Source organism: Leifsonia sp. 71-9, assembly GCF_001898805.1.
Classification (GTDB): domain Bacteria; phylum Actinomycetota; class Actinomycetes; order Actinomycetales; family Microbacteriaceae; genus Leifsonia.
Genome location: NZ_MKVJ01000001.1, coordinates 277,463 through 298,177 on the forward strand (window position 1 = coordinate 277,463; position 20,715 = coordinate 298,177).

20 protein-coding genes are annotated in these 20,715 nt (G+C 69.5%); 10 read left to right on the top strand and 10 right to left on the bottom strand.

All coding sequences use genetic code 11. The annotated features are described in order from the left end of the window. A partial coding sequence (locus BGO91_RS01410) for an LLM class flavin-dependent oxidoreductase (protein WP_290471085.1) occupies positions 1-613 on the bottom strand: 613 nt, incomplete at its 3' end. Positions 614-626: 13 nt separating this feature from the next. Next, on the bottom strand, positions 627-1,799 hold the full coding sequence (locus BGO91_RS01415; RefSeq protein ID WP_290471086.1) for an LLM class flavin-dependent oxidoreductase: 1,173 nt from the start codon (positions 1,797-1,799) through the stop codon (positions 627-629). Positions 1,800-2,048: 249 nt separating this feature from the next. Between BGO91_RS01415 and BGO91_RS01420 the strand changes: the two genes are divergently transcribed. Further along, positions 2,049-3,356 (top strand): LCP family protein, encoded by a 1,308-nt coding sequence (locus BGO91_RS01420; RefSeq protein WP_290471087.1) that lies wholly within the window; start codon positions 2,049-2,051, stop codon positions 3,354-3,356. Between the two features lie 51 nt (positions 3,357-3,407). Further along, positions 3,408-4,799 carry an MFS transporter gene (locus tag BGO91_RS01425; protein WP_290471088.1) on the top strand — a complete coding sequence of 464 codons (1,392 nt, stop codon included), beginning with the start codon at positions 3,408-3,410 and terminating at the stop codon, positions 4,797-4,799. On the opposite strand, the gene BGO91_RS01430 is transcribed toward BGO91_RS01425, so the two are convergent. Further along, entirely contained in the window at positions 4,778-5,614 is an 837-nt protein-coding gene (locus tag BGO91_RS01430) for a UbiA family prenyltransferase (protein WP_290471089.1), read from the bottom strand. The two genes, BGO91_RS01425 and BGO91_RS01430, sit on opposite strands and share 22 nt — an antisense overlap. A 75-nt stretch (positions 5,615-5,689) precedes the next feature. Here BGO91_RS01430 and BGO91_RS01435 point away from each other — a divergent pair, with 75 nt between their 5' ends. The 7 genes from BGO91_RS01435 to BGO91_RS01465 all read left to right on the top strand — a co-directional run bounded on the left by BGO91_RS01435 (position 5,690) and on the right by BGO91_RS01465 (position 13,914). Then, the gene (locus BGO91_RS01435; protein ID WP_290471090.1) at positions 5,690-6,691 is read left to right on the top strand and encodes a LacI family DNA-binding transcriptional regulator; all 1,002 of its coding nucleotides are present in this window, start codon (positions 5,690-5,692) and stop codon (positions 6,689-6,691) included. A 306-nt stretch (positions 6,692-6,997) separates the two neighbouring features. Continuing rightward, positions 6,998-8,623 (top strand): glycoside hydrolase family 13 protein, encoded by a 1,626-nt coding sequence (locus BGO91_RS01440; RefSeq protein WP_290471151.1) that lies wholly within the window; start codon positions 6,998-7,000, stop codon positions 8,621-8,623. A gap of 37 nt (positions 8,624-8,660) precedes the next feature. Then, positions 8,661-10,037 (top strand): extracellular solute-binding protein, encoded by a 1,377-nt coding sequence (locus BGO91_RS01445; RefSeq protein ID WP_290471091.1) that lies wholly within the window; start codon positions 8,661-8,663, stop codon positions 10,035-10,037. 70 nt (positions 10,038-10,107) lie between these two features. Next, the gene (locus tag BGO91_RS01450; protein WP_290471092.1) at positions 10,108-11,046 is read left to right on the top strand and encodes a carbohydrate ABC transporter permease; all 939 of its coding nucleotides are present in this window, start codon (positions 10,108-10,110) and stop codon (positions 11,044-11,046) included. Further along, on the top strand, positions 11,043-12,038 hold the full coding sequence (locus BGO91_RS01455) for a carbohydrate ABC transporter permease (protein ID WP_290471093.1): 996 nt from the start codon (positions 11,043-11,045) through the stop codon (positions 12,036-12,038). Before BGO91_RS01450 ends, BGO91_RS01455 begins: the two co-directional genes overlap by 4 nt. A gap of 16 nt (positions 12,039-12,054) precedes the next feature. Beyond that, a complete protein-coding gene (locus BGO91_RS01460; RefSeq protein WP_290471094.1) occupies positions 12,055-13,236 on the top strand; it encodes a glycoside hydrolase family 3 N-terminal domain-containing protein in 1,182 nt (393 codons plus the stop codon). A 126-nt stretch (positions 13,237-13,362) separates the two neighbouring features. Beyond that, positions 13,363-13,914: a YceI family protein gene (locus BGO91_RS01465; protein WP_021763309.1), complete on the top strand. Its 552-nt coding sequence runs from the start codon at positions 13,363-13,365 to the stop codon at positions 13,912-13,914. 101 nt (positions 13,915-14,015) lie between these two features. Here the strand turns inward: BGO91_RS01465 and BGO91_RS01470 are convergent, their stop codons facing one another. From BGO91_RS01470 to BGO91_RS01490, 5 genes are all read right to left on the bottom strand, one after another. Then, positions 14,016-14,372: a hypothetical protein gene (locus tag BGO91_RS01470; protein WP_290471095.1), complete on the bottom strand. Its 357-nt coding sequence runs from the start codon at positions 14,370-14,372 to the stop codon at positions 14,016-14,018. After that, positions 14,369-14,698, bottom strand: coding sequence for a hypothetical protein (locus BGO91_RS01475; protein WP_290471096.1), 330 nt, complete (start codon positions 14,696-14,698; stop codon positions 14,369-14,371). Before BGO91_RS01475 ends, BGO91_RS01470 begins: the two co-directional genes overlap by 4 nt. Positions 14,699-14,716: 18 nt before the next feature. Then, positions 14,717-15,949: a DUF6792 domain-containing protein gene (locus BGO91_RS01480; RefSeq protein WP_290471097.1), complete on the bottom strand. Its 1,233-nt coding sequence runs from the start codon at positions 15,947-15,949 to the stop codon at positions 14,717-14,719. Further along, positions 15,946-16,230: a hypothetical protein gene (locus BGO91_RS01485; RefSeq protein WP_290471098.1), complete on the bottom strand. Its 285-nt coding sequence runs from the start codon at positions 16,228-16,230 to the stop codon at positions 15,946-15,948. The genes BGO91_RS01480 and BGO91_RS01485 overlap by 4 nt, the downstream gene beginning before the upstream one ends. 550 nt (positions 16,231-16,780) lie before the next feature. Then, complete coding sequence (locus BGO91_RS01490; protein WP_290471099.1) at positions 16,781-17,068, bottom strand: hypothetical protein; 288 nt, start codon at positions 17,066-17,068, stop codon at positions 16,781-16,783. A 377-nt stretch (positions 17,069-17,445) separates the two neighbouring features. Between BGO91_RS01490 and BGO91_RS01495 the strand changes: the two genes are divergently transcribed. Continuing rightward, positions 17,446-17,772: a hypothetical protein gene (locus BGO91_RS01495; RefSeq protein ID WP_290471100.1), complete on the top strand. Its 327-nt coding sequence runs from the start codon at positions 17,446-17,448 to the stop codon at positions 17,770-17,772. Between the two features lie 18 nt (positions 17,773-17,790). Here BGO91_RS01495 and BGO91_RS01500 read toward each other — a convergent pair whose 3' ends face one another. Next, positions 17,791-19,179, bottom strand: a complete 1,389-nt coding sequence (locus tag BGO91_RS01500; protein WP_290471101.1) for an FAD-dependent oxidoreductase — start codon at positions 19,177-19,179, stop codon at positions 17,791-17,793. Between the two features lie 122 nt (positions 19,180-19,301). Then, positions 19,302-20,714, bottom strand: coding sequence for an aspartate aminotransferase family protein (locus BGO91_RS01505; protein WP_290471102.1), 1,413 nt, complete (start codon positions 20,712-20,714; stop codon positions 19,302-19,304). Position 20,715: the final 1 nt, after the last annotated feature.

A 20,715-nucleotide genomic window follows, 5' to 3' on the forward strand; every position in this document is an offset into this window, starting at 1 on the left:
CCTGCACGAGCACGGGGCGCCCCTGCGGGCCCGGTTCGACCGGGAACCAGCCGTGGGTGTCGAAGAACTCGCCGGCGAACCGGTAGGGCTCCGGGCCGTCGGCGGACCAGCTGTCCCAGAGCAGGCGCGACAGCTCGACGAACTCCTCCGCCCGGCGGTAGCGGTCCTCGTAGGCCAGGTAGCCGCCGCGGCGGAAGTTCGCGCCCGTGAAGGCGTCGGACGACGTGACGACGTTCCAGCCCGCGCGGCCGCCGGAGAGGTGGTCGAGCGAGGCGAGCTTGCGTGCCAGGTCGTACGGCTCGTTGTAGGTCGCGCTGGCCGTGCCGACCAGCCCGATGTGCTCGGTGACGGCCGCGACGGCGGCGAGCACCGAGAGGTTGTCGGGGCGCCCGGCGACATCCAGCTCGTGGATGCGCCCCTTGTGCTCGCGCACCCGCAGCCCCTCGGCGAGGAAGAAGTAGTCGAAGAAGCCGCGCTCGGCGGTGCGGGCGACGTGCTCGAAGGTGCTGAAGTCGATCTGGCTGCCGGCGCCGGGGGCGCCCCAGACGGTCCAGTGGTTGACGCCGGGCACCCCGGCCGCCAGCCGGAGCCGGCGCTTGTTCTGTGCTGTCATGGCTCTCCTCGGGTCACGCGGCGTAGCGGTTGCGGGGGCGGTCGAGACCGAGCCGGTCGCGGAGGGTCCCCTCGCGCGGCTGGTCGGGCAGCAGTCCACGGCGCCGGAGGGCCGGGACCAGCAGGTCCCCGATGGCGGGGAGGTCGCGGTGGACGGAGGCGGGGCGCAGACGGACGCCTTCGATCCCGGCGCCCGCGAGCTCGCCGATCAGGTCGGCGAGCGATTCGGGATCCGTGGCGTGGATCGCGGTGTCGCTCTCGAAGGTCTCCCCGTCGAGCGCGTCCCACTCGGCGAGGCGGCGCCGGGCGTCGCGGGCGTCCGGTTCGAGCACGACCACCAGGTCGGCCAGGACGCGCAGCGGCTCCGGCTCGAACCGCTCGGTCTTCTCGAGCGCGCGCACCTCCCGCACGATGCGACCCGCGTCGTCGACGTCGGCCGGGGTGACGTAGACGACGTCGGCCGCGCGTGCGGCGAGCCGGTACGGGATCGCGGCGTGCGCGAGCACGGTGACGAGCGGCTGACCCTGCGGCGGCCGCGGGGTGATCGACGGCCCGGCGATGCGGAAGGCCGAGCCCTCGAAGTCGACGTGGTGCAGCTTGGTGCGGTCGAGGTAGCGGCCGGTTGCCACGTCGCGGATCACGGCGTCGTCCTCCCAGCTGTCCCAGAGCCGGCGGACGACGGCGACGAACTCGGCCCCCTCGTCGAAGAGCCGGGCGAGCTGTTCGGGTCCGTCCGGCGCCGTGAGGAGGGCCGGCCCGAGCTCGGGAAGCGCGCGCCGGCCGACGTTGGCGCTCTCGCCCGGCCGGCCGAGCTGCACCTTCCAGCCGGCCCGCCCTTCGCTGGCGTAGTCGAGCGTCGCGAGCTGGGTGGAGGCGTGGAACGGCTCCGATTCCAGCACGCTCGTGGTCGGCACCAAGCCGATGCGTTCGGTGCGCCGCGCGACGAAGTTCGCGAGCTGCACGGCGTCGAGCCGACCGCGGATGCGGTCCGCCCGCGTCGGCGTCGCGACGCTCAGCGCGTCCTCGAAGGTGAGGAAGTCGGCGCCGGCGGCTTCGGCGCTGCGCGCCTGCTCCACCCAGTACGACGGCCGGAACACGGTGGACGCCGGGATGCCCGCGTCCCTCCATGCGGCCGGGTGCCATCCCGCTCCCTCGAGCGCGACGGCGAGGATCAGCTGGTCGCTCATGTCTGGAACCACCCTCCTGTTCGACGGTTGCCACGCAGGTTCGCAGAGGCCGCGCGCCGGGGTCGAGGCGCTCCGTCACGCGGCGTCACGACCGTCACCGCGGGTAACGCTGGCTTGCGGATCGGGCGTCGGCACCCCCAGTAACGGGGGTCCGCCGCCGCGATGCGCGGGCGCGTCTCGCAGCGGGTCGAAAGGATTCATCGCTAGTATTTCCCGCATCCCCGTGCTCCCGACCCCGAAAGGCATGGCATGACGGACCTGCCGCGACGGCACCAGCGTGCTCGAGGTCCGCTCCCCGTGCGCCACGGCCAGCTGCGCCGCCGGCGGGCGGTCGGGACGGTGTTCGGGCTCCTCGCCGCCGTGATGGCGGTCGTCCTCGTCAGCGTCGGCGGTGTCGGCGCGTACGCGGTGTGGGATGTCGCGCGCTCGGTGAAGACCGGGGTGAAGCTGGTCTCGGCGCCGGGGCACACACAGCAGGCCATCCCGGACGTCGCCGCCATGGAGGGCGGGATCAACGTCCTCCTCGCCGGCACCGACAGCCGCACCGGGCTGGGCGGCATCTACGAGTCGGCGGACGAGCAGGACGCCAGCACCGGCGAGGGCAACAACGACGTCACGATGCTGCTGCACATCGCCCAGGACCACAAGAGCATGATGGTCGTGAGCTTTCCGCGCGACCTGATGATCTCGATCCCGGACTGCCCGACTCCGAAGGGCGACGGCACGGTCGACGGCAGCGACTACGCCCAGTTCAACACCGCCCTCTCCCGCGGCGGCCTGGCCTGTGTCGTGCTCACGGTCGAGAAGATGACCGGGCTCACCATCCCGTTCGGCGCGGTGATCAACTTCGCCGGCGTCAGCCAGATGTCGACCGCCGTCGGCGGCGTGACGGTCTGCCTGGCGACGCCGGTCTACGACGAGTACACGACTCCGGCGCTCGACCTCCCGGCCGGCAACAACGAGCTCGTCGGCGACGAGGCGCTCTCGTTCCTGCGCAGCCGCCACGGGGTGGGCGACGGCAGCGACCTGGGCCGCATCTCCAACCAGCAGGTCTTCCTCTCCGCGCTGGCCCGCAAGATCGTCAGCGGCGGTGTGCTCTCGAACCCCGTGCAGCTCTACAGCCTGGCCAAGGCGGCGGTCGGCAGCGTCACGCCGTCCGAGAGCCTCAGCAATCCCACGACGCTCGTGCAGATCGCCCTGGCCGTGAAGGACACCGGGCTCGAGAACATGGTCTTCGTGCAGTACCCGACCGTGGCCGACCCCGACAACAAGGAGCGTGTCGTGCCGGCGTCGTCGGCCGCGAAGGCCCTCAACGAGGCGCTGGTGAACGACGTCGCGGTGAAGCTGACGGGGTCGACCGGACGCGCGGCGGAGGATCCCAACGCGACGGCGAGCCCGACGCCGACCGACACGACGGCCCCGGACGCCCCCGCCGCGCCGACGACCGATGCCGCCGCGCCGCCGGCACCGGACCCCTCGCCGACGGCGGTGGAGCTCCCCTCGACCATCACCGGCCAGACGGCCGCGCAGCAGACCTGCACCAAGGGGAACAAGTAGTCGCGCACGTGCGCGCTTGCACCGGTGGTCCCGGGGCCGTTGAATGAGCACATGGCCACCGAACGCATGAGCTCGCTCCAGCTGAGAGTCCTGATCATCGCGATCCTGGCGAGCTTCGTGGCCTTCCTCGACGGTGCGGTCATCAACGTGGCTCTGCCGGCGATCGACAAGGAGCTCGGCGGCGGCCTGCCGCTGCAGCAGTGGGTGGTCGACGGGTACCTGGTGACGCTCGGCTCGTTCATCCTGCTCGCCGGCTCGCTGTCCGACGTCTTCGGCCGCAAGCGCGTGCTCTACGCGGGCCTCATCGGCTTCGGGATCACGTCGCTGCTCTGCGCGTTCGCCCCGACCGGGGTGTTCCTGGTCGTCGCGCGCGCCCTCCAGGGTGTCGCCGGGGCCCTGCTGGTGCCGAGCTCTCTGGCGATCATCATCTCCCGCTTCGAGGGGGCCGCGCAGGCGAAGGCGATCGGCCGCTGGACGGCCTGGACCGGCATCGCGATGATCGCCGGCCCGGTGATCGGCGGGGTCTTCGTCGACACGCTCTCCTGGCGCTGGGTGTTCGTGATCAACGTGGTCCCGATCGCGATCACCCTCGTGCTGATGCTCACGCTCAAGGAGGACGACCACGGCACGGGCGGGCGCGTCGACATCCTGGGTGCGATCTTCGGCTCCGTCGGCCTCGCGGGCACGGTGTTCGCCCTCATCGAGCAGGGCGCGTTCGGCTGGGGGAGTCCGCGTGTCTGGATCCCGCTCGTCATCGGGCTGCTCTCCCTCGCCGCCTTCTTCGTGGTCGAGAGCCGCGTGTCGCAGCCCATGCTGCCGCTGGCGCTGTTCCGGGTGCACAACTTCTGGGTGGGCAACATCGCCACCGCGTTCGTCTACGGTGCGCTGTCGTTCGGGCCGCTGATGGTGACGCTGTTCCTCCAGCAGGTCGCGGGGTTCTCCGCCATCGCTGCCGGGTTCGTGTTCATCCCGTCGACCCTCTGCATGCTCCTGCTGTCGGGATTCTTCGGCGGGCTCGCCGGCAAATACGGGCCGCGGTTCTTCATGGCGGTCGGCCCGATCGTGGCCTCGGTCGGCTTCCTGTGGCTGCTGCTGGCCGACGCCCACGTGAACTACTGGACCGGCCTCCTGCCGGCCGTCCTGCTCTTCGGTGTCGGCCTGTCGATGACGGTCGCACCGCTCACAAGCGCCATCCTCGGCGCCATCCACCCCGCGGAGGCCGGCATCGCCTCCGCGGCCAACAACGCCGTCTCGCGCATCGCCGGGCTGATCACGGTGGCGCTGGCCGGCCTCATCATCGGCGAGCAGCTCGACGTCGACGGGCTGCACCGGGCGATGATCGCGACGGCGGCGCTCCTGCTCGCCGGCGGCATCGTGTCGGCGATCGGGATCCGCAACAAGGAGCCGGTCGCCGAGCCGGTTCAGGCGGTGACGACCGACTGACCCGCGAGGGCCAGCATCACGACGTCGATCAGGGCGCACGTCATGATCAGCTGCATCAGCAGGCGCGTCGGGCTGCGCCGCAGGAGCAGGACGACGCCCGCGACGACGGCGGCCAGACCCAGGAGGAGCCCGACCAGCAGCACCGGCCGGACCGGCCAGCCGGGACCGAACGCGACCAGCGCCGTCGCGACGGCGAGGCAGGCGAACGCGGCGAGCCCGCTGCGGCGCGCGCCGAGCCGGTGCGGCAGGCCACGGATGCCGGTCTCGGCGTCGTCGGCCAGGTCGGGCAGGACATTGGTGATGTGTGCTGCGACGCCGAGCAGCGCGCCCGCGGCCAGGACCCAGGGCGCGGGGAGGGCCGGGTCCTCCTGGCCGAGCGTCGCGATCGCCGGCAGGAGGCCGAAGCTCACCGCGAACGGCGCGAACGACCAGACGGACGACTTGAGCCCGAGGTTGTAGGCCCAGCCTCCCGCGATGGCGACGACGTGGGCGAGCAGGGCGCCGAGGCCGAGGACGGCGGTCACGACGAGCGCGAGCACCAGCGCGATGAAGGCGGCGGACCGGACGACGGGGACGGGGATGTCGCCGCGCGCGGCCGGTTTGTCCGCGCGGGACACCGCGCGGTCGCGGGCGGCGTCCAGCCAGTCGTTCGACCAGCCGATCGACAGCTGACCGAGCAGCACCGCGACGGCGAGCAGGGCGAGGCGGCCGGGCGGATAACCGAGACCCAGCCCGAGGCCCGCTGCGATGGCCGTGACGACGAGGGTCGGTCCGGGATGGGAGGCGAGCAGGAGGGAGGTCGCACGCGTCGCCATGTCCGTCATCGTAGACCGCGGCGGCAGTTGCAACGTACTTGCGCGATTTTGCAACTACTTGCGTAGAATCGGGGCATGTCGAAACGTCTCGCCGAGGTGGCGCGCAAGGTCGGAGTGAGCGAAGCCACCGTCAGCCGTGTGCTCAACGACAAACCCGGCGTCTCCGGTGCCACCCGTCAGGCGGTGCTGACCGCGCTCGACGTGCTCGGCTACGAGCGCCCGACCAAGCTGCGTGGCGAGCGCGCGCGGCTCGTCGGACTCGTCCTGCCCGAGCTGCAGAACCCGATCTTCCCCGCATTCGCCGAGATCATCGGGGGAGCGCTCGCGCAGAACGGCTACACCCCAGTGCTCTGCACCCAGACCGCCGGCGGCATCTCCGAGGCGGACTGGGTGGAGCTGCTGCTGCAGCAGCAGGTGTCCGGCGTGGTGTTCGTCGGCGGCGCCTACGCCCAGGTCGGGGCGTCGCACGAGCACTACGACCGCCTGCGCGACCTCCACCTCCCGACCGTGCTGGTCAACGCGCCCGTCGACGAGCTGCATTTCGCCACGGTGTCGTGCGACGACTCCGTCGCGACCGCGCAGGCGCTGGGCCACCTGCGCTCGCTCGGGCACGAGCGGATCGGGCTCCTCCTCGGCCCGCGCGATCACGTGCCCTCCATGCGCAAGCTGGCGACGGCGCGCCGGCTGTTCGAGGAGTGGGGGACCCCGCTCGACGAGGGCCTGGTCGTCCACTCGCTCTACTCGCTGGAGGCCGGTCAGGCCGCCGCGGCGCGGCTGCTGGCGGCCGGGGTCAGCGCGATCGTCTGCGCCAGCGACCCGATGGCGCTCGGCGCGATCCGGGCCGCCCGTCGGGCCGGGCTCTCGGTGCCGCGCGACGTCTCCATCGTCGGCTACGACGACTCCGCTCTGATGAACTGCACCGAGCCGCCGCTCACCACGATCCGTCAGCCGATCGAGCCGATGGGGCGCACCGTCATCGAGCTCCTGCTGCGGCAGATCTCCAGTGATTCCGCCATCCGCGACGAGCTCTTCTTCGAGCCGGAACTGGTCGTGCGGGGGTCCACCGGACCCGCCTGAGCGCCGCCGCGGAGCGCAACTCCGCGCAAAAGTACGCAAGTGAATTACTCATTGTTGAGTTCTTGCATCATCTTGTCGTGTTAGCTACATTTCGGTGAGCAGCGATGATGCCGAGGGCAGCGTCGCGACCGACGCGGCCCCGACCAGAGGGCCGCCCGATGCGAAGGGCTCACTGTGGACCTCTCCGTGCTGACCGGCTCCGATGCCGGGCACCGCACCGCCGACGCGGCCGCCGCCGGCCTCGCCGCAGCGCAGACGCCGGCTCCGGCGCCCGCGGGCGACGACCCCGCCTGGTGGCGCAGCGCGGTGATCTACCAGATCTACCCGCGCAGCTTCGCCGACGGCAACGGCGACGGCGTCGGCGACCTGGCGGGCGTGCGGCAGCACCTGGACTACCTCAAGGATCTCGGCGTCGACGCCCTCTGGTTCACGCCCTGGTACGTCTCGCCGCTCGCGGACGGCGGCTACGACGTGGCCGACTACCGCCGCATCCACCCGGCCTTCGGCGACCTTGCGGAGGCGGAGGCGCTGATCGCCGACGCCCTCGCGCTGGGGATCCGGACGATCATCGACGTCGTCCCGAACCACGTCTCCGACCAGCACCCCTGGTTCCAGGCGGCGCTGGCGGCCGGGCCCGGCTCGCCCGAACGCGAGCGGTTCTGGTTCCGTCCGGGCCGCGGCGAGCACGGCGAGGAGATGCCGACGAACTGGGTCTCCAACTTCTCCGGCGACACCTGGACCCGTACCACCGACGCCGACGGGACGCCGGGCGAGTGGTACCTCCACCTCTTCAGCCCCGAGCAGCCCGACCTCAACTGGAACCACCCGGACGTGCGCCGGGAGCACGAGGAGATCCTGCGGTTCTGGTTCGACCGCGGCGTGGCCGGGGTGCGGATCGATTCTGCCGCCCTCCTGGTCAAAGACCCGGAGCTGCCCGAGGTGCCGGAGCGGCCCGCAGCGGGGGAGCACCCGAACCAGGACCGGGACGAGCTGCACGACATCTACCGCTCCTGGCGGTCGATCGCCGACTCCTACCCCGGCACGCGCGTGCTGGTCGGCGAGATCTGGCTGCCCGACATCGACCGCTTCGCGATGTACCTGCGGCCCGACGAGCTGCACACCGCCTTCAACTTCGACTTCCTCGCCCGGCCCTGGGACGCCGCGGAGCTGCGCACCTCCATCGACGAGACGCTCGGGGCGCACGCACCGGTGGACGCCCCGAGCACCTGGGTGCTGTCGAACCACGACGTCACGCGGCCGGTGACCAGATACGGCCGGGAGGACTCCTCGTTCGCCTTCGTCAAGAAGCGCACCGGCACGCCGACGGATCTCGAAGTCGGCCGCCGGCGCGCCCGTGCCGCCGCCCTGCTCACGGCTGCGCTGCCCGGCTCGCTCTACCTGTACCAGGGCGACGAGCTCGGCCTGCCCGAGGTGGAGGACCTCCCCGCCGATCGCCTCGAGGATCCGATGCATTTCCGCTCCGGCGGCATCGACCCCGGGCGGGACGGCTGCCGGGTCCCGCTGCCCTGGGGCGGGGAGGCCGCCCCGTTCGGCTTCAGCCCGGCGGGCGCGACGGCCGAGCCGTGGCTGCCGCAGCCCGCCTCGTGGGCCGCACTGACCGTCGAGGCGCAGCAGAACGACCCGGGGTCGATGCTGCGGCTCTACCGCGAGGCGCTGCGGATCCGCCGGTCCGAGCCCGGCCTCGGCGACGGGCCGTTCTCCTGGCTCGACGCGCAGGAGGGCGTGCTCGCGTTCGCCCGCGGCGCCCGGTTCGCCAGCGTCACCAACCTGTCCGCGGTGCCGGTCCCGTTGCCGGACGACGCCGCGCTCCTCCTCAGCAGCAGCCCTCTCGACGACGGCCTGCTGCCTCCCGACTCCACGGCGTGGCTACGAACACAGCATCGGCCGCCGGAGACCAGCACCACTCACTGAGAGAACCCCTCACCACTCACTGGAAGGAACACCGACAATGAAGTCACCACGCACGATCGCGGCCGTCGCCGCGGTCGCCCTCGCCGGGGCCGGCGTCCTGGCGGGCTGCTCGTCCGCCGGATCCGACGCCAACGACGGCAAGGTCCACATCACCGTCGCCAGCCTCATCCCGGGCAGCGACAAGGCCTCCTTCAAGGCCTTCGACGATCGCGTCAAGGAGTTCGAGAAGGCCAACCCCGACATCGTCGTGAAGTCGGAGGAGTACCAGTGGACGGGCCCGACGTTCGCGACCCAGCTCGCGGGCGGCACCCTCCCGGACGTCTTCAACGTGCCGTTCACCGACTCGCAGTCGCTGATCCAGGCGGGGCAGCTCGCGGACATCTCGGCCGAGGTGAACAAGCTGCCGTACGCGTCGAAGTTCAACGAGAACGTGCTCGCGGTCGCGAAGGACGGCGACAAGATCTACGGGATCCCCTACGGCCCGTACGCGATGGGCCTGTCGTACAACCGCGACATCTTCACCAAGGCCGGACTCGACCCCGACAAGCCCCCGACGACGTGGGACGAGGTGCGCGCCGACGCGAAGACCATCTCCGAGAAGGTGCCGGGCGTCGCCGGCTACATGCAGATGACGCAGGGCAACACCGGCGGCTGGGAGCTCACCACCACGGTGTACGCGCGCGGCGGCCGGATGGAGACCACCGAGGGCGGCAAGACCAAGGTCACCACGAACAACCCGGTGACCAAGGAGGCCCTGCAGTGGCTGAAGGACCTGCGCTGGAAGGACAACTCGGTCGGCAGCAACTTCCTGCTCGACTGGTCCGGCATCAACCAGGCCTTCGGCGCCGGGCAGATCGCCATGTACCCGTCCGGCTCCGACGTGCTGACCTCCCTCGTGCAGCAGAACGCGGTCGACCCGAAGAACTACGGGCTGACCATGCTGCCGATCGACACCAGCAACAAGGACGCCGGCGTGCTCGGCGGCGGCAACGTCGCGGCGGTCAGCCCCAAGTCGTCGCAGGCGCAGAAGGACGCGGCGGTCAAGTGGATCGACTTCTACTACATGCAGAAGCTGCTCAACCAGGACCAGGCCGTCGCCGACGCCAAGGTGCTCGTGAAGTCGGGCCAGCCGGTCGGCGTGCCGACGCTGCCCGTCTTCGACAAGGCGACCTACGACCAGAACATGGAGTGGATCAAGGACGAGATCAACGTGCCGCAGGCGAACGTGGCGCCGTTCACGGACAAGATCTTCGACGCCACCCTGGTGCCTGAGCCGAACAAGCACACCCAGGAGCTCTACGGGGCGCTCGACACGGTCGTCCAGGCCGTGCTGACGGACCAGAACGCCGACATCGACCAGCTGCTCAGCAAGGTCGACTCGGACATCCAGAAGCTCGTCGACGCCGACAAGTGACACCGACGGGAGGCCGGCGGCGCGTGCTGCGCCGCCGGCCGCCCGCCCGATCCGAGAGAGTGACCCGCGCATGACCGCGATCGACCGAAACCGCCCGGCCGTCCGCCGAGCCCGGCGCACGCCCCTGACCTGGATCCGCGGCGGCGGCGTGAGCAACCTGCTCTTCCTGCTGCCGATGCTGCTGATCTTCGGCGTGTTCTCCTGGTGGCCCATCGTCCGCAGCGTGGTGATGAGCTTCCAGCACACGAACCTGGTGACGCCGCCGACCTGGGTGGGCTGGGACAACTTCGTCCAGGTGGTGAACGACCCGCTGTTCTGGACCGTCGTGGGGAACACCGCCTGGTTCGCGCTGCTCGCGCTCATCCTGGGCTACCCCATCCCGCTGATCGCCGCCGTGCTGATGAGCGAGGTCAAGCGCGCGAAGGGCCTCTACAGCGCCCTCGCCTACCTGCCCGTCGTGGTGCCGCCCGTGGTGGCGGTGCTGCTGTGGAAGTTCTTCTACGACGCGCGGCCGACCGGCGTCTTCAACACGATCCTCGGCTGGGTGGGCATCCCGCCGCAGCCGTGGATCCAGGATGCGACACAGGCGATGCCCTCGCTCGTGGTCGAGGCCACCTGGGCCGCCGCCGGTGGCACGATCATCATCTACCTCGCGGCCATCACCGGGGTCTCGCCCGAGCTGTACGACGCGGCCGAGGTCGACGGCGCCAGCATCTGGCGCAAGATCTGGCACGTCACCCTGCCGCAGCTGCGCGGGGTGCTGCTGATCACGCTGATCCTGCAGATCATCGGGACGGCGCAGGTGTTCCTGGAGCCGTTCCTCTTCACCAGTGGAGGCCCGGTCAACTCGACCGTGACCATCCTGCTGCTGATCTACCGCTACGCCTTCCAGAACTCGCTCGGAGGCGACTACGGCGCCGCGACGGCGCTGAGCCTGATGCTCGCCGCGTTCCTGGCGGTCCTCTCCCTCGTGTACTTCCGCCTCACCAAGTCCTGGAGCCAGAATTGAGCACGTCGACGCAGATCCCGCCCGAGGTCGCCTCCGTGGTGACCGCCGTCGTCGAGGACGGCGCGAGCCCGGAGCCGCCGCGCCGTCGCCGCCGGCGTCGTCGCCCGCAGGCGGACGCCGACCGCGGCATCCTCTCGATCTCCGACCGACGGCGCCCGGGGGTCCGCTGGAGCTCGCGCGTGATCAACGCCGTGCTGCTGGTGGTGCTGATCGTGGTGGGCCTCGGTCCGCTGCTGTGGCTCGCCAAGTCGGCGATCACCCCGACCGCGGACACGTTGAAGACGCCGATGGCGCTGTTCCCGAACGGCGTCGACTGGGCGAACCTCTCGACGGCGTGGTCGACGGTCCACATCGACGTGCAGTTCGTGAACACCATCTGGGTCGCCGCGGGGTCGTGGGCCGCACAGGTGCTCGTCGCGACGACCGCCGGCTACGCGCTGAGCGTGCTGCGACCGAAGTACGGCAAGGTGCTGTACGGGATGATCCTCTGCACGCTCTTCGTGCCGTCGGTCGTGCTGCTCGTGCCGCTGTACCTCACCATCCTGAACCCGCCGCTGCTCGGGCAGTCCCTGATCAACACGTTCTGGGCCGTCTGGCTGCCCGCCGGGGCGAGCGCGTTCAACGTCGTGCTCGTCAAGCGGTTCTTCGACAACCTGCCCCGGGAGGTGTTCGAGGCGGCCCGCACGGACGGCGCCGGGCCGTTCCGGCTGTTCTGGTCGATCGTGCTGCCGATGTCGAAGCCGATCCTCGGCGTGGTCTCGGTGTTCGCCATCATCGCCGCGTGGAAGGACTACCTCTGGCCGCTGCTGGTGCTACGCGACCCGGGCATGCAGCCCCTGTCGGTGCGGCTGCCCACCCTGCAGGCGGCGATCCAGCTCGACGTGTACCTCGCGGCGTTGGCGATCTCGACGCTGATCCCGATCGTGCTGTTCCTGATCTTCCAGGGCCTCTTCCTGCGCAGCGCCGGGCTCGGAGGCGCCGTCAAGGGCTGACGGTTAGCATCGGGGGATGCGGACGACGAGACGGTGGACGGTGCTGGGCATCGCCACCGCTCTCGTCGCCGGTCTGGCCGGATGCGCGTCCGCCGGAACCGCGTCCGCCGGATCCGCTCCGGCGCACGGAACGCACGAACCGAGAGCAGCCACGGCGACGCCGACCCCGACGACGGATCCTGTCGCCGCCTACGCGGACGCCCGGCTCGCGAACATGACCCTGCGGCAGAAGGTCGCCAGCCTGTTCATGCTGCACGCGCCGGGGACCGATGCCGCGGCCCTCCGCGGGTTCGCCGACCGCTATGGGCTCGGCGGGATGATCCTCATGGGGGACAACATCCCGGGCTCGCCGGAGGCGCTGGCGGCGCAGACCACCGCGATGCGGGCCTCCGACCCCGCGCTGCCGCCGCTCATCGGCATCGACGAGGAGGGCGGTGACGTCACCCGTCTGCCCTGGGACGGGCAGCCCGGTGGTGACGCTCTCCACTCGCAGAGCCCCGACGCCGCCCGGCAGGCGTTCGCCGCGCGGGCCGCGCTCCTGAAGCAGGCCGGGGTGAACGTCAACTTCGGCATCGTCGCGGACGTGACCGCGGACCCCGGCTCGTTCATCGCCGACCGCATCCTCGGAACGGACCCGGCCTCGGCCTCGGCCCGGGTCGCCGCAGCGGTGGCGGGGGAGCACGGGACGGTGCTCAGCACCCTCAAGCACTTCCCGGGTCACGGCGAGACCGACGCCGACTCGCATCACGTCGTGCCCACGACGCCCACGACCCGCGCCGAGTGGGAGGCGCGTGACCTCCCGTCCTTCCGCGCGGGCGTCGACGCCGGCGCGGAGGTGGTGATGTTCGGTCACCTGATCTACAGCGGGGTCGACAGTCTGCCCGCGTCGCTCTCGCCAACCTGGCATCGCATCCTCGCGGACGAGGTCGGCTTCCACGGCGTGACCATCACGGACGACCTGCGGATGCTGCAGGACACCGGCCTCCCGCAGTACCAGGACGCGGGGGAGAACGCTGTGCAGGCGATCGCGGCCGGCAACACCATGGTGCTCGACGTCATCCCGACCGGATCGGCCCCGGACGCGCTGATCGACGCGGTCGTCGTCGCCGTGCAGAGCGGGCGCATCCCGCCCGCCCGGATCGACGCGGACGCGCGTGCGCTGCTCGTGCTGCGGCACTCGATCGCCCTGAAAGAGTGACGCGTCAACTTTTTTTCGCGGAATCGGAATATCCCGGCACTCCATGCACTTGCATGTACCTGAGCGGGGCGTAGCATCGTCCGCCGCTCCGCAAGCGAGACCATCGATCCTCAAGGAGATCAGCGAATGACCATCGACATCCCCGGCTACAAGGCGGGCACCTGGACCATCGACCCCACCCACTCCGAGGTCGGCTTCAGCATCCGTCACCTCATGATCAGCAAGGTCAAGGGCACCTTCGAGAACTTCGACGCCACCTTCGTGACCGCCGAGAACCCGCTCGAGTCGACCGTCACCGCCAAGGCCGACGTCGCGTCCGTCAACACGAAGAACGCCGACCGTGACGCGCACCTGCGCACCGGCGACTTCTTCCTCGCCGAGGAGCACCCCACCATCGACTTCGTGTCGACCGGTGTGCGCCACGAGGACGGCGACTTCCTCGTCGACGGCGACCTGACGATCAAGGGCGTCACCAAGCCGGTCACCTTCGAGTTCGACTTCGGCGGCTTCGGCCAGGACCCGTACGGCAACTACAAGGCCGGCGCGACCGCGAAGACCAAGATCAACCGCGAGGACTTCGGCCTCACCTACAACGCGGCCCTCGAGACCGGCGGCGTCCTCCTCGGCGAGGACGTCACCATCACGCTCGAGCTCCAGGCGGTCCTCCAGCAGGCCTGACCCCGTCCCGCGCGGAACCCGAACCGCCGAGTACGCAGCTCCGTTGCGTGCTCGGCGGTTTTTTGCGGTCTTCTGCTGCTCCGGGGTTCTCGTTCGTCCGGTCAGTCCGTCGCCTGCCGCTTCTCGCGTTGGGCGTCGGCGTGGTCGTCGAGTTCGCGGGCCTGACGTGCCAGCGCCGCCTGGTGCTCCTCTTCCAGTCGCGCTATCGCGGCCGACGCTTCGCGCACATTGCGGTCGATCTCGTCCGTGACGTTCTGGAGCGCTGTGCGGAACTCCGGGTCGTTCGCCGCGTCGTTGCGGGCCGCGAACTCGTAGAAGCTCTCCTGCATCGATGTCATCCGCGACCGGTAGTGCGCGACAGCTTCCTCGGCGTGGTCGATGCGGCGGCGCGCGGCCAGGTTCTCGTCCCGGTGCGCGTCCTCCAACTCCCCGCGGGTGCGATCGTCCTTCGGGATCACGATCGGATGCTGTTCACTGCGCGGGCGTAGTCGGTGTCCTTCGCGAGGTGCGCGAGCCCGTCGGACACCGACTCCTCCACGGCGCCGGCGAGTGCTCCGCTGACGTCTGCGGTGGAGAGCGCGAAGCGTACGTGGGCCGCGGCGTTCTCGATCGGCACCCAGTTCGTGGCGCGCACCGCGGTGTACCGCGCCCGGACCACCGTCGGAAGCGCGGAGTTCAACAGCCCGACGGCCGCCCGATGAACGGCGGCGTCGATGAGCGCCCACGACGATTCGGGCGCGAGCCCGCTCTTCGCCCCGTCGATGACGTCATCCCACCATGACACGATCTCTTCCCCCCTGGTCTAGCGTCCGCTGTAGAGCTGCGCCCATTGCGCGTCCTGCGCGGCCGCATTCTGGACCGTTCTCATCACGCCGTCGCTGATCTTCCCGACGGTCTCCAGGTGGTCGTCGACCAGTCTGTCGACGTGGTCGACGGCGTCTAGGTCGATGTTCTCCCTGACGCCCAGCCCGAACATGGCCACGCAGTTCTCGATGTCCAGCTCCGTGATCGTGGGCAGCAGGGATGCGGCGTTCTTCGACCCGGTCAGCGCGTCGGTCATCGCCGGCACGAGACCGCCGTTCACCCGCTCGATCTCGGCCAACTGGATCGCCGTCTCGCCGACGCTCGCCGCCAACCCGGCCGCACCGACCGTATCCACGGCGACGATGAGGCGCGAGACGACCTGGCCGGCGCCGCGGTAGAAGGAACGCCCGAACTCCGCGAGCTTCGCCTCCAGAGCCGCGAGAATCCGCGGGTCCGCTCCGTCGACGAGGGCCATGGCCTTGATGATCGCGCTGACGTTGAGCGCCAGGTGCGCGCCACCGGTGTTCTTGATCGAGCCATCCGAGTTGAACTCGAACCCGGTGCTCAGATCGTGGTAATCGATGATCCCCCTCCCCGGTTCGTCCTTCACGAACAGCCCGGCACCGGTCCCGTTGCCGAAGAGATTGCCGATCACGTCCAACTGGTTGACGAAGTTCGTGAACGGGTTCTTGTCGGCCGCGATCTGCTCCCGCAACCACTTCTTCGCCTCCGGCGACAGCGAGTCCCACGGGTCCGGCCCGTTGAACGACGTCGACCGCCACCGCATCTCCGCCGCCACCAGCATCGCCAGGAACCCACCCAGCGAATGCCCCACTGTCTCGAACGACGCATCCGGGTGCTTCTTCCGTGTTTCCCACTGCACCTGCGCCGCGAACTCCAGAGCCTGGTCGGCCTGGGTTCCTGGGCCGATCTGGCCACCGACCACCGACTGGGCGTCGGCGAGGATGTCGCCCCGGTCGTCGGGGTTCGTGCCGGCAAAAGAGATGTAGACGGTGGAGAAGTCGGGTGCGCCGTTGACGATCGCGACCACCGCAATCCCCTGGAAGCCGGTCACCGGATCCGACTCGGTGTCGATGATTTCGAACTCCTGCTTGCTTTTGTCGCCGTCGGTACGAAAGCTCGTCCCTACTTCGGTCGGGAACCCATGGAGCAGCGGGTCGGCACCGTACGCCTCGTCCGCGATCGTCGCGTAATCTTGCGCGGTTGTCATTCGATGAGGTCCCGCGTTCCGTCGCTGAGAATCACTGTCGTTTGATTGTGTGCGGAGGGCGGAATGTCAGGAAGAGAATCGCCGCTCAGAATGCTAGGTCCCAACGTCTCTCGATATTCGACTCCATCGATCGTGACGACCGCGTCGGCTCGCCACGATGCGCCCAGACCTGGCTTGCCGCCTTCCTGAGTGAATCGAATCTCCTCTACTCCGCCCTGCATTGCGACGAACCTGATGGCTACCTTCTTCTGGATCGCCAGATTCGTCTCGTGGTCTGTCATTCCTGTCCCTCCAAACACGCACGCACTGAGCCCCAGGGTGAGTGCGACTGCAAGCCCCGCGGCCGCGAGGACTCGTCTGTACACAGCTCGCCTCCCGCGTTCGCGAGTCCCGGCCCGCCGAGTGTCAGACGGTCCCGAACCGAACGCCGTCGCCTCATCCACCTGCGCCGGTGGACCGACCCTGCGCTCGCCGAGGGGCCAAGGCGAAACGGCGGATGCGAAGGATGTATAACTCACGATTGTTAAAGTAACGCATCGTAGGCAACATTTCACATACGGTCGCCAACCTGCGATTAGGAGGCGTCAGACCTGCGCCGCGATGACGAGGAGCGAGCGGGTGACCTTTCGTTATGTCAGTCCGTTGACGATCGGGACATCGCTCATCCTCTGGAGACCCGTCACTGGATCCGGCCACGTCTCAATGACCTGAAACTCTTGCTCACCAGGGCCCATTGAGCTGAAGGGGTCGCCCTTTGGGATCGGGTTCTTCGCGACAATGGGTCAACCGAGTAGGCCTCGTTCGCGAATGACTTGTAGTCCTGATCCGTTGTCATGGCAGAACCTCCGAGGAGCCATCGCTGTAAATGACAGACACAGGCGGCGGGGTCTCTTCTGGCGCGATCGAAGGCAGCGGCTCCGACGAGATCAGGTCAATGCCGAGTATGGCTCGATACTCCTGCCCGCCGATCGTGACGACCGCGTTCACGCTCCATGAAGCACCTAGCCCTGGCTTCCCTCCCTCCTGCGTGAATCTGATCTGCTCCACGCCGCCCTGCTTTTCCAGGAAGAGGAGGGCCGACTCTCTCTGGTTGGCCAGATTTGCTTTGTGCTCGCTCACTGAATCTCCTCCGAAAGCACATGCGGTCAGGCTGAGAACGACCGCGAGCATGATCCCGACCACCAGCGGAGCCCGCCTAGCCATGGGTCTCCTCCACCAGACGCACGGCCCGTCTGCATTTGGGTGCGGTTGTCATTCGCATTCCAGTTCCTCCAAACACGCACGCACTGAATCCTTGGCGCTCGTCACTCGATCACCTCCGACGAGCCGTCACTATAAACGACTGTCGTGGGCCCCGGTGCTGTCCCCGCTGCAACACTCGGGAGGGGATCCGACGAGAGGATCCCTATCCCAAGGATCGCTTGATAGTCCTCTCCGCCCATCGTGATCACTGCGTTTGCCGCCCACGGAGCTCCGAAGCCCGAGGGTCCTCCATCTTGCGTGAAGCGAATTCGATCGATCCCTGGGTGCAGGTCGAGGAAGGCGAGGGCAACCTTCCGCTGATTGATCAGATTCACGTGGGTGCTCTTCTCCTCGCTCACTGCGTTTCCTCCGAACACGCACGCGCTCAGCCCTACGCTCAGCGCAATCGCCAGCACAACGACGCACGGCGCTCGTCGAAGTACGAGGCGCGGTCCGCGTCGCTCGCGTTTGCTTCCGAGCGTGCCGGCGCGCATCATCCCGCCGAAACATGTGTCATACACAGCTACAACGCTAGCGTTTTGCGCGTGAAATACCAGTATTCTCTTGGCGCCCCGGCCTGAACGGGCGTGTATAGCCCCTCAGTGCCCGATGAGCGGGGCAACGGCGCGGGCGACCACCGAGGAGCGACCGGTGAGCCGTTCCTCGAGGTCGGCACCCTCCATCGCGACGAGGCCGGCGTTCGCGCCGAGGAAGCGCAGGGGCTCCGGTTCCCACTCGCGGGAGCGGTGGCCGACCCAAGGGAGGTGGGTGAGGGGGGTGTCGTGGCCGCCGAGGAGGTCGGCGAGGGTGCGGCCGGCGAGGTTCGTCGTGCTGAGGCCGTCGCCGACGTAGCCGCCGGCCCAGGCCTCCTTGCGTGCGGGGTCGAGCCCGACGCTCGCGTGCCAGTCGCGGGGCACCCCGAGGGGGCCGCCCCAGTGGTGGGTGACGCGGGCGCCGGCGGCATCCGGGAACAGCTCGAACAGGGTCCGCACCAGGTGGTCGCGCACGAGGGGGGAACGGTCGTACTCGGTGCGGATGGAGCTGCCGAGGTGGTAGCGGGCGCCGCGGCCGCCGAACGCGAAGCGGTTGTCCGCTGTGCGCTGGCCGTAGACGATCAGGTTGCGGAAGTCGGTGAAGGTCTGCCCGTGCGCGATGCCGATCCGCTCCCAGACGGCGTCGGACAGGGGCTCGGTGGCGATCATGAGCGAGTAGAGGGGGAGGATGCGGCGGCCGACCTGTTCGACCTGCGAGCCGTACCCCTCGGTGGCGTTGACGACGACCCCGGCGCGCACGGTGTGCTCGGCGCCGCCGGACCGTGCGCGGACGATGCCGTGGGACCAGGAGATCACCTCCGTGCCCTCCGCGATGGTGGCTCCGGCCTGCTCCACGACCCGGGCCAGGCCGCGCACGAGCTTGCCGGGGTGGATGCGCGCGCAGTCGGGCGTGTAGGTGGCGGCGATCGCGTCGGGGACGCCGAACCGCGACCGCACCGTCTCGGTGCCCCAGAGGGCCACCCGGTCGACGCCGAAGCGCTCCGACTCTGCGAACTCGGCGCGGGCGGCCTCCACCTGGGGGCGTGAGCGTGCGAACGTCACCGTGCCGCCGAGGCGGTAGTCGCAGTCGATGCCTTCCGCCTCGGCGACGCGGCCGACTTCGTGCACGGTCCCGACCATCGCCCGGCGCTGGGCGACCGCGGCGTCGAAGCCGTACCGCTCCTCGAGCTTGGACGCGGACCACGGGAACAGGGCCGAGCACCAGCCGCCGTTGCGGCCGGAGGCGCCGAAACCGGCGACCTCCTTCTCGAGCACCACGACGCGCAGGGTCGGGTCGGCCCGAAGCAGGTAGTAGGCCGTCCAGAGGCCGGTCAGGCCGGCCCCCACGATGGCGATGTCGGCGGCCACGTCCTCGGTGAGCCCGGGACGCGGCGCGAAACCGCCCTCGGCCTCCGCGATGGAGTCGAACCAGAATCCGGTGCTGCGGTAGTCCATGGGTCTCCCTGTCGAGTGGAACGGCCGTGTCGGGTGGAACGGATCGGCCCGGGTGCGGGAAACGGGCCCGCCCTCCGCTGGTGCGGAGGCCGGACCCGCTTCATGCCGCCGGGTACGGCGGATTACAGGTGGTTGCTCGCCTCGGTGAGGACGGACTCGAGGATCTGACGGATCTCGACGAACTCGTCCGGGCCGATGGTCAGCGGCGGGGCGAGCTGCACGACGGGGTCGCCGCGGTCGTCGGCGCGGCAGTACAGGCCCGCGTCGAAGAGCGCCTTGGAGAGGAACCCGCGCAGCAGGCGCTCCGACTCGTCGTCGTCGAACGTCTCCTTGGTGGTCTTGTCCTTCACCAGCTCGATGCCGAAGAAGTAACCGTCGCCGCGCACGTCTCCGACGATCGGGAGGTCGAGCAGCTTCTCGAGCTCGGCGCGGAAGAGCGGCGAGTTCTCGCGCACGCGCTCGTTCAGGCCCTCCTCCTCGAAGATGTCGAGGTTCTCCATCGCGACCGCGGCCGAGACCGGGTGACCGCCGAAGGTGTAGCCGTGGTAGAACGACGTGTTGCCGTGCTTGAACGGCTCGTACAGCTTGTCGCTGATGATCGTCGCGCCGATGGGGGAGTAGCCGGAGGTCATCGCCTTCGCGCAGGTGATCATGTCGGGCACGTAGCCGTACTGCTCGCAGGCGAACATGTGTCCGATGCGGCCGAAGGCGCAGATGACCTCGTCGCTCACGAGCAGCACGTCGTACTTGTCGCAGATCTCGCGCACGCGCTGGAAGTATCCGGGAGGCGGCGGGAAGCAGCCGCCGGAGTTCTGCACCGGCTCGAGGAAGATCGCCGCGACGGTCTCGGGACCCTCGAACTGGATCATCTCCTCGATGCGGTTGGCCGCCCAGACGCCGAAGGCCTCGATGTCGTCGGTCGGCGCGCCCATCTCGCCCGCACGGTAGAAGTTCGTGTTCGGGACGCGGAACCCACCGGGGGTCAGCGGCTCGAACATCTCCTTCATGGCCGGGATGCCGGTGATCGCCAGCGCGCCCTGCGGGGTGCCGTGGTAGGCGACGTTGCGCGACAGCACCTTGTGCTTGGTCGGGCGGCCCTGCAGCTTCCAGTAGTACTTGGCGAGCTTGAAGGCGGTCTCGACCGCCTCACCGCCGCCGGTGGAGAAGAACACGCGGTTGAGGTCGCCGGGCGCGTAGTGCGCGAGCCGGTCGGCGAGCTCGATCGCGTTCGGGTGCGCGTACGACCAGATCGGGAAGAACGCGAGCTGCTCGGCCTGCTTGGCCGCCGCCTCGGCGAGGCGCTTGCGGCCGTGACCGGCGTTGACCACGAACAGACCGGAGAGCCCGTCGATGTAGCGCTTGCCGTGCGAGTCCCAGATGTGGTGTCCCTCGCCGCGGGTGATGATCGGCACCCCGCCGCCGTCCTCCATCACCGACTGGCGGGCGAAGTGCATCCAGAGGTGGTCCTTGGCCTTGGCCTGGAGCGTCGCCTCGTCGGAGGTGATCGGCTCGCCGAACGTTTCTACGGTTGTCATG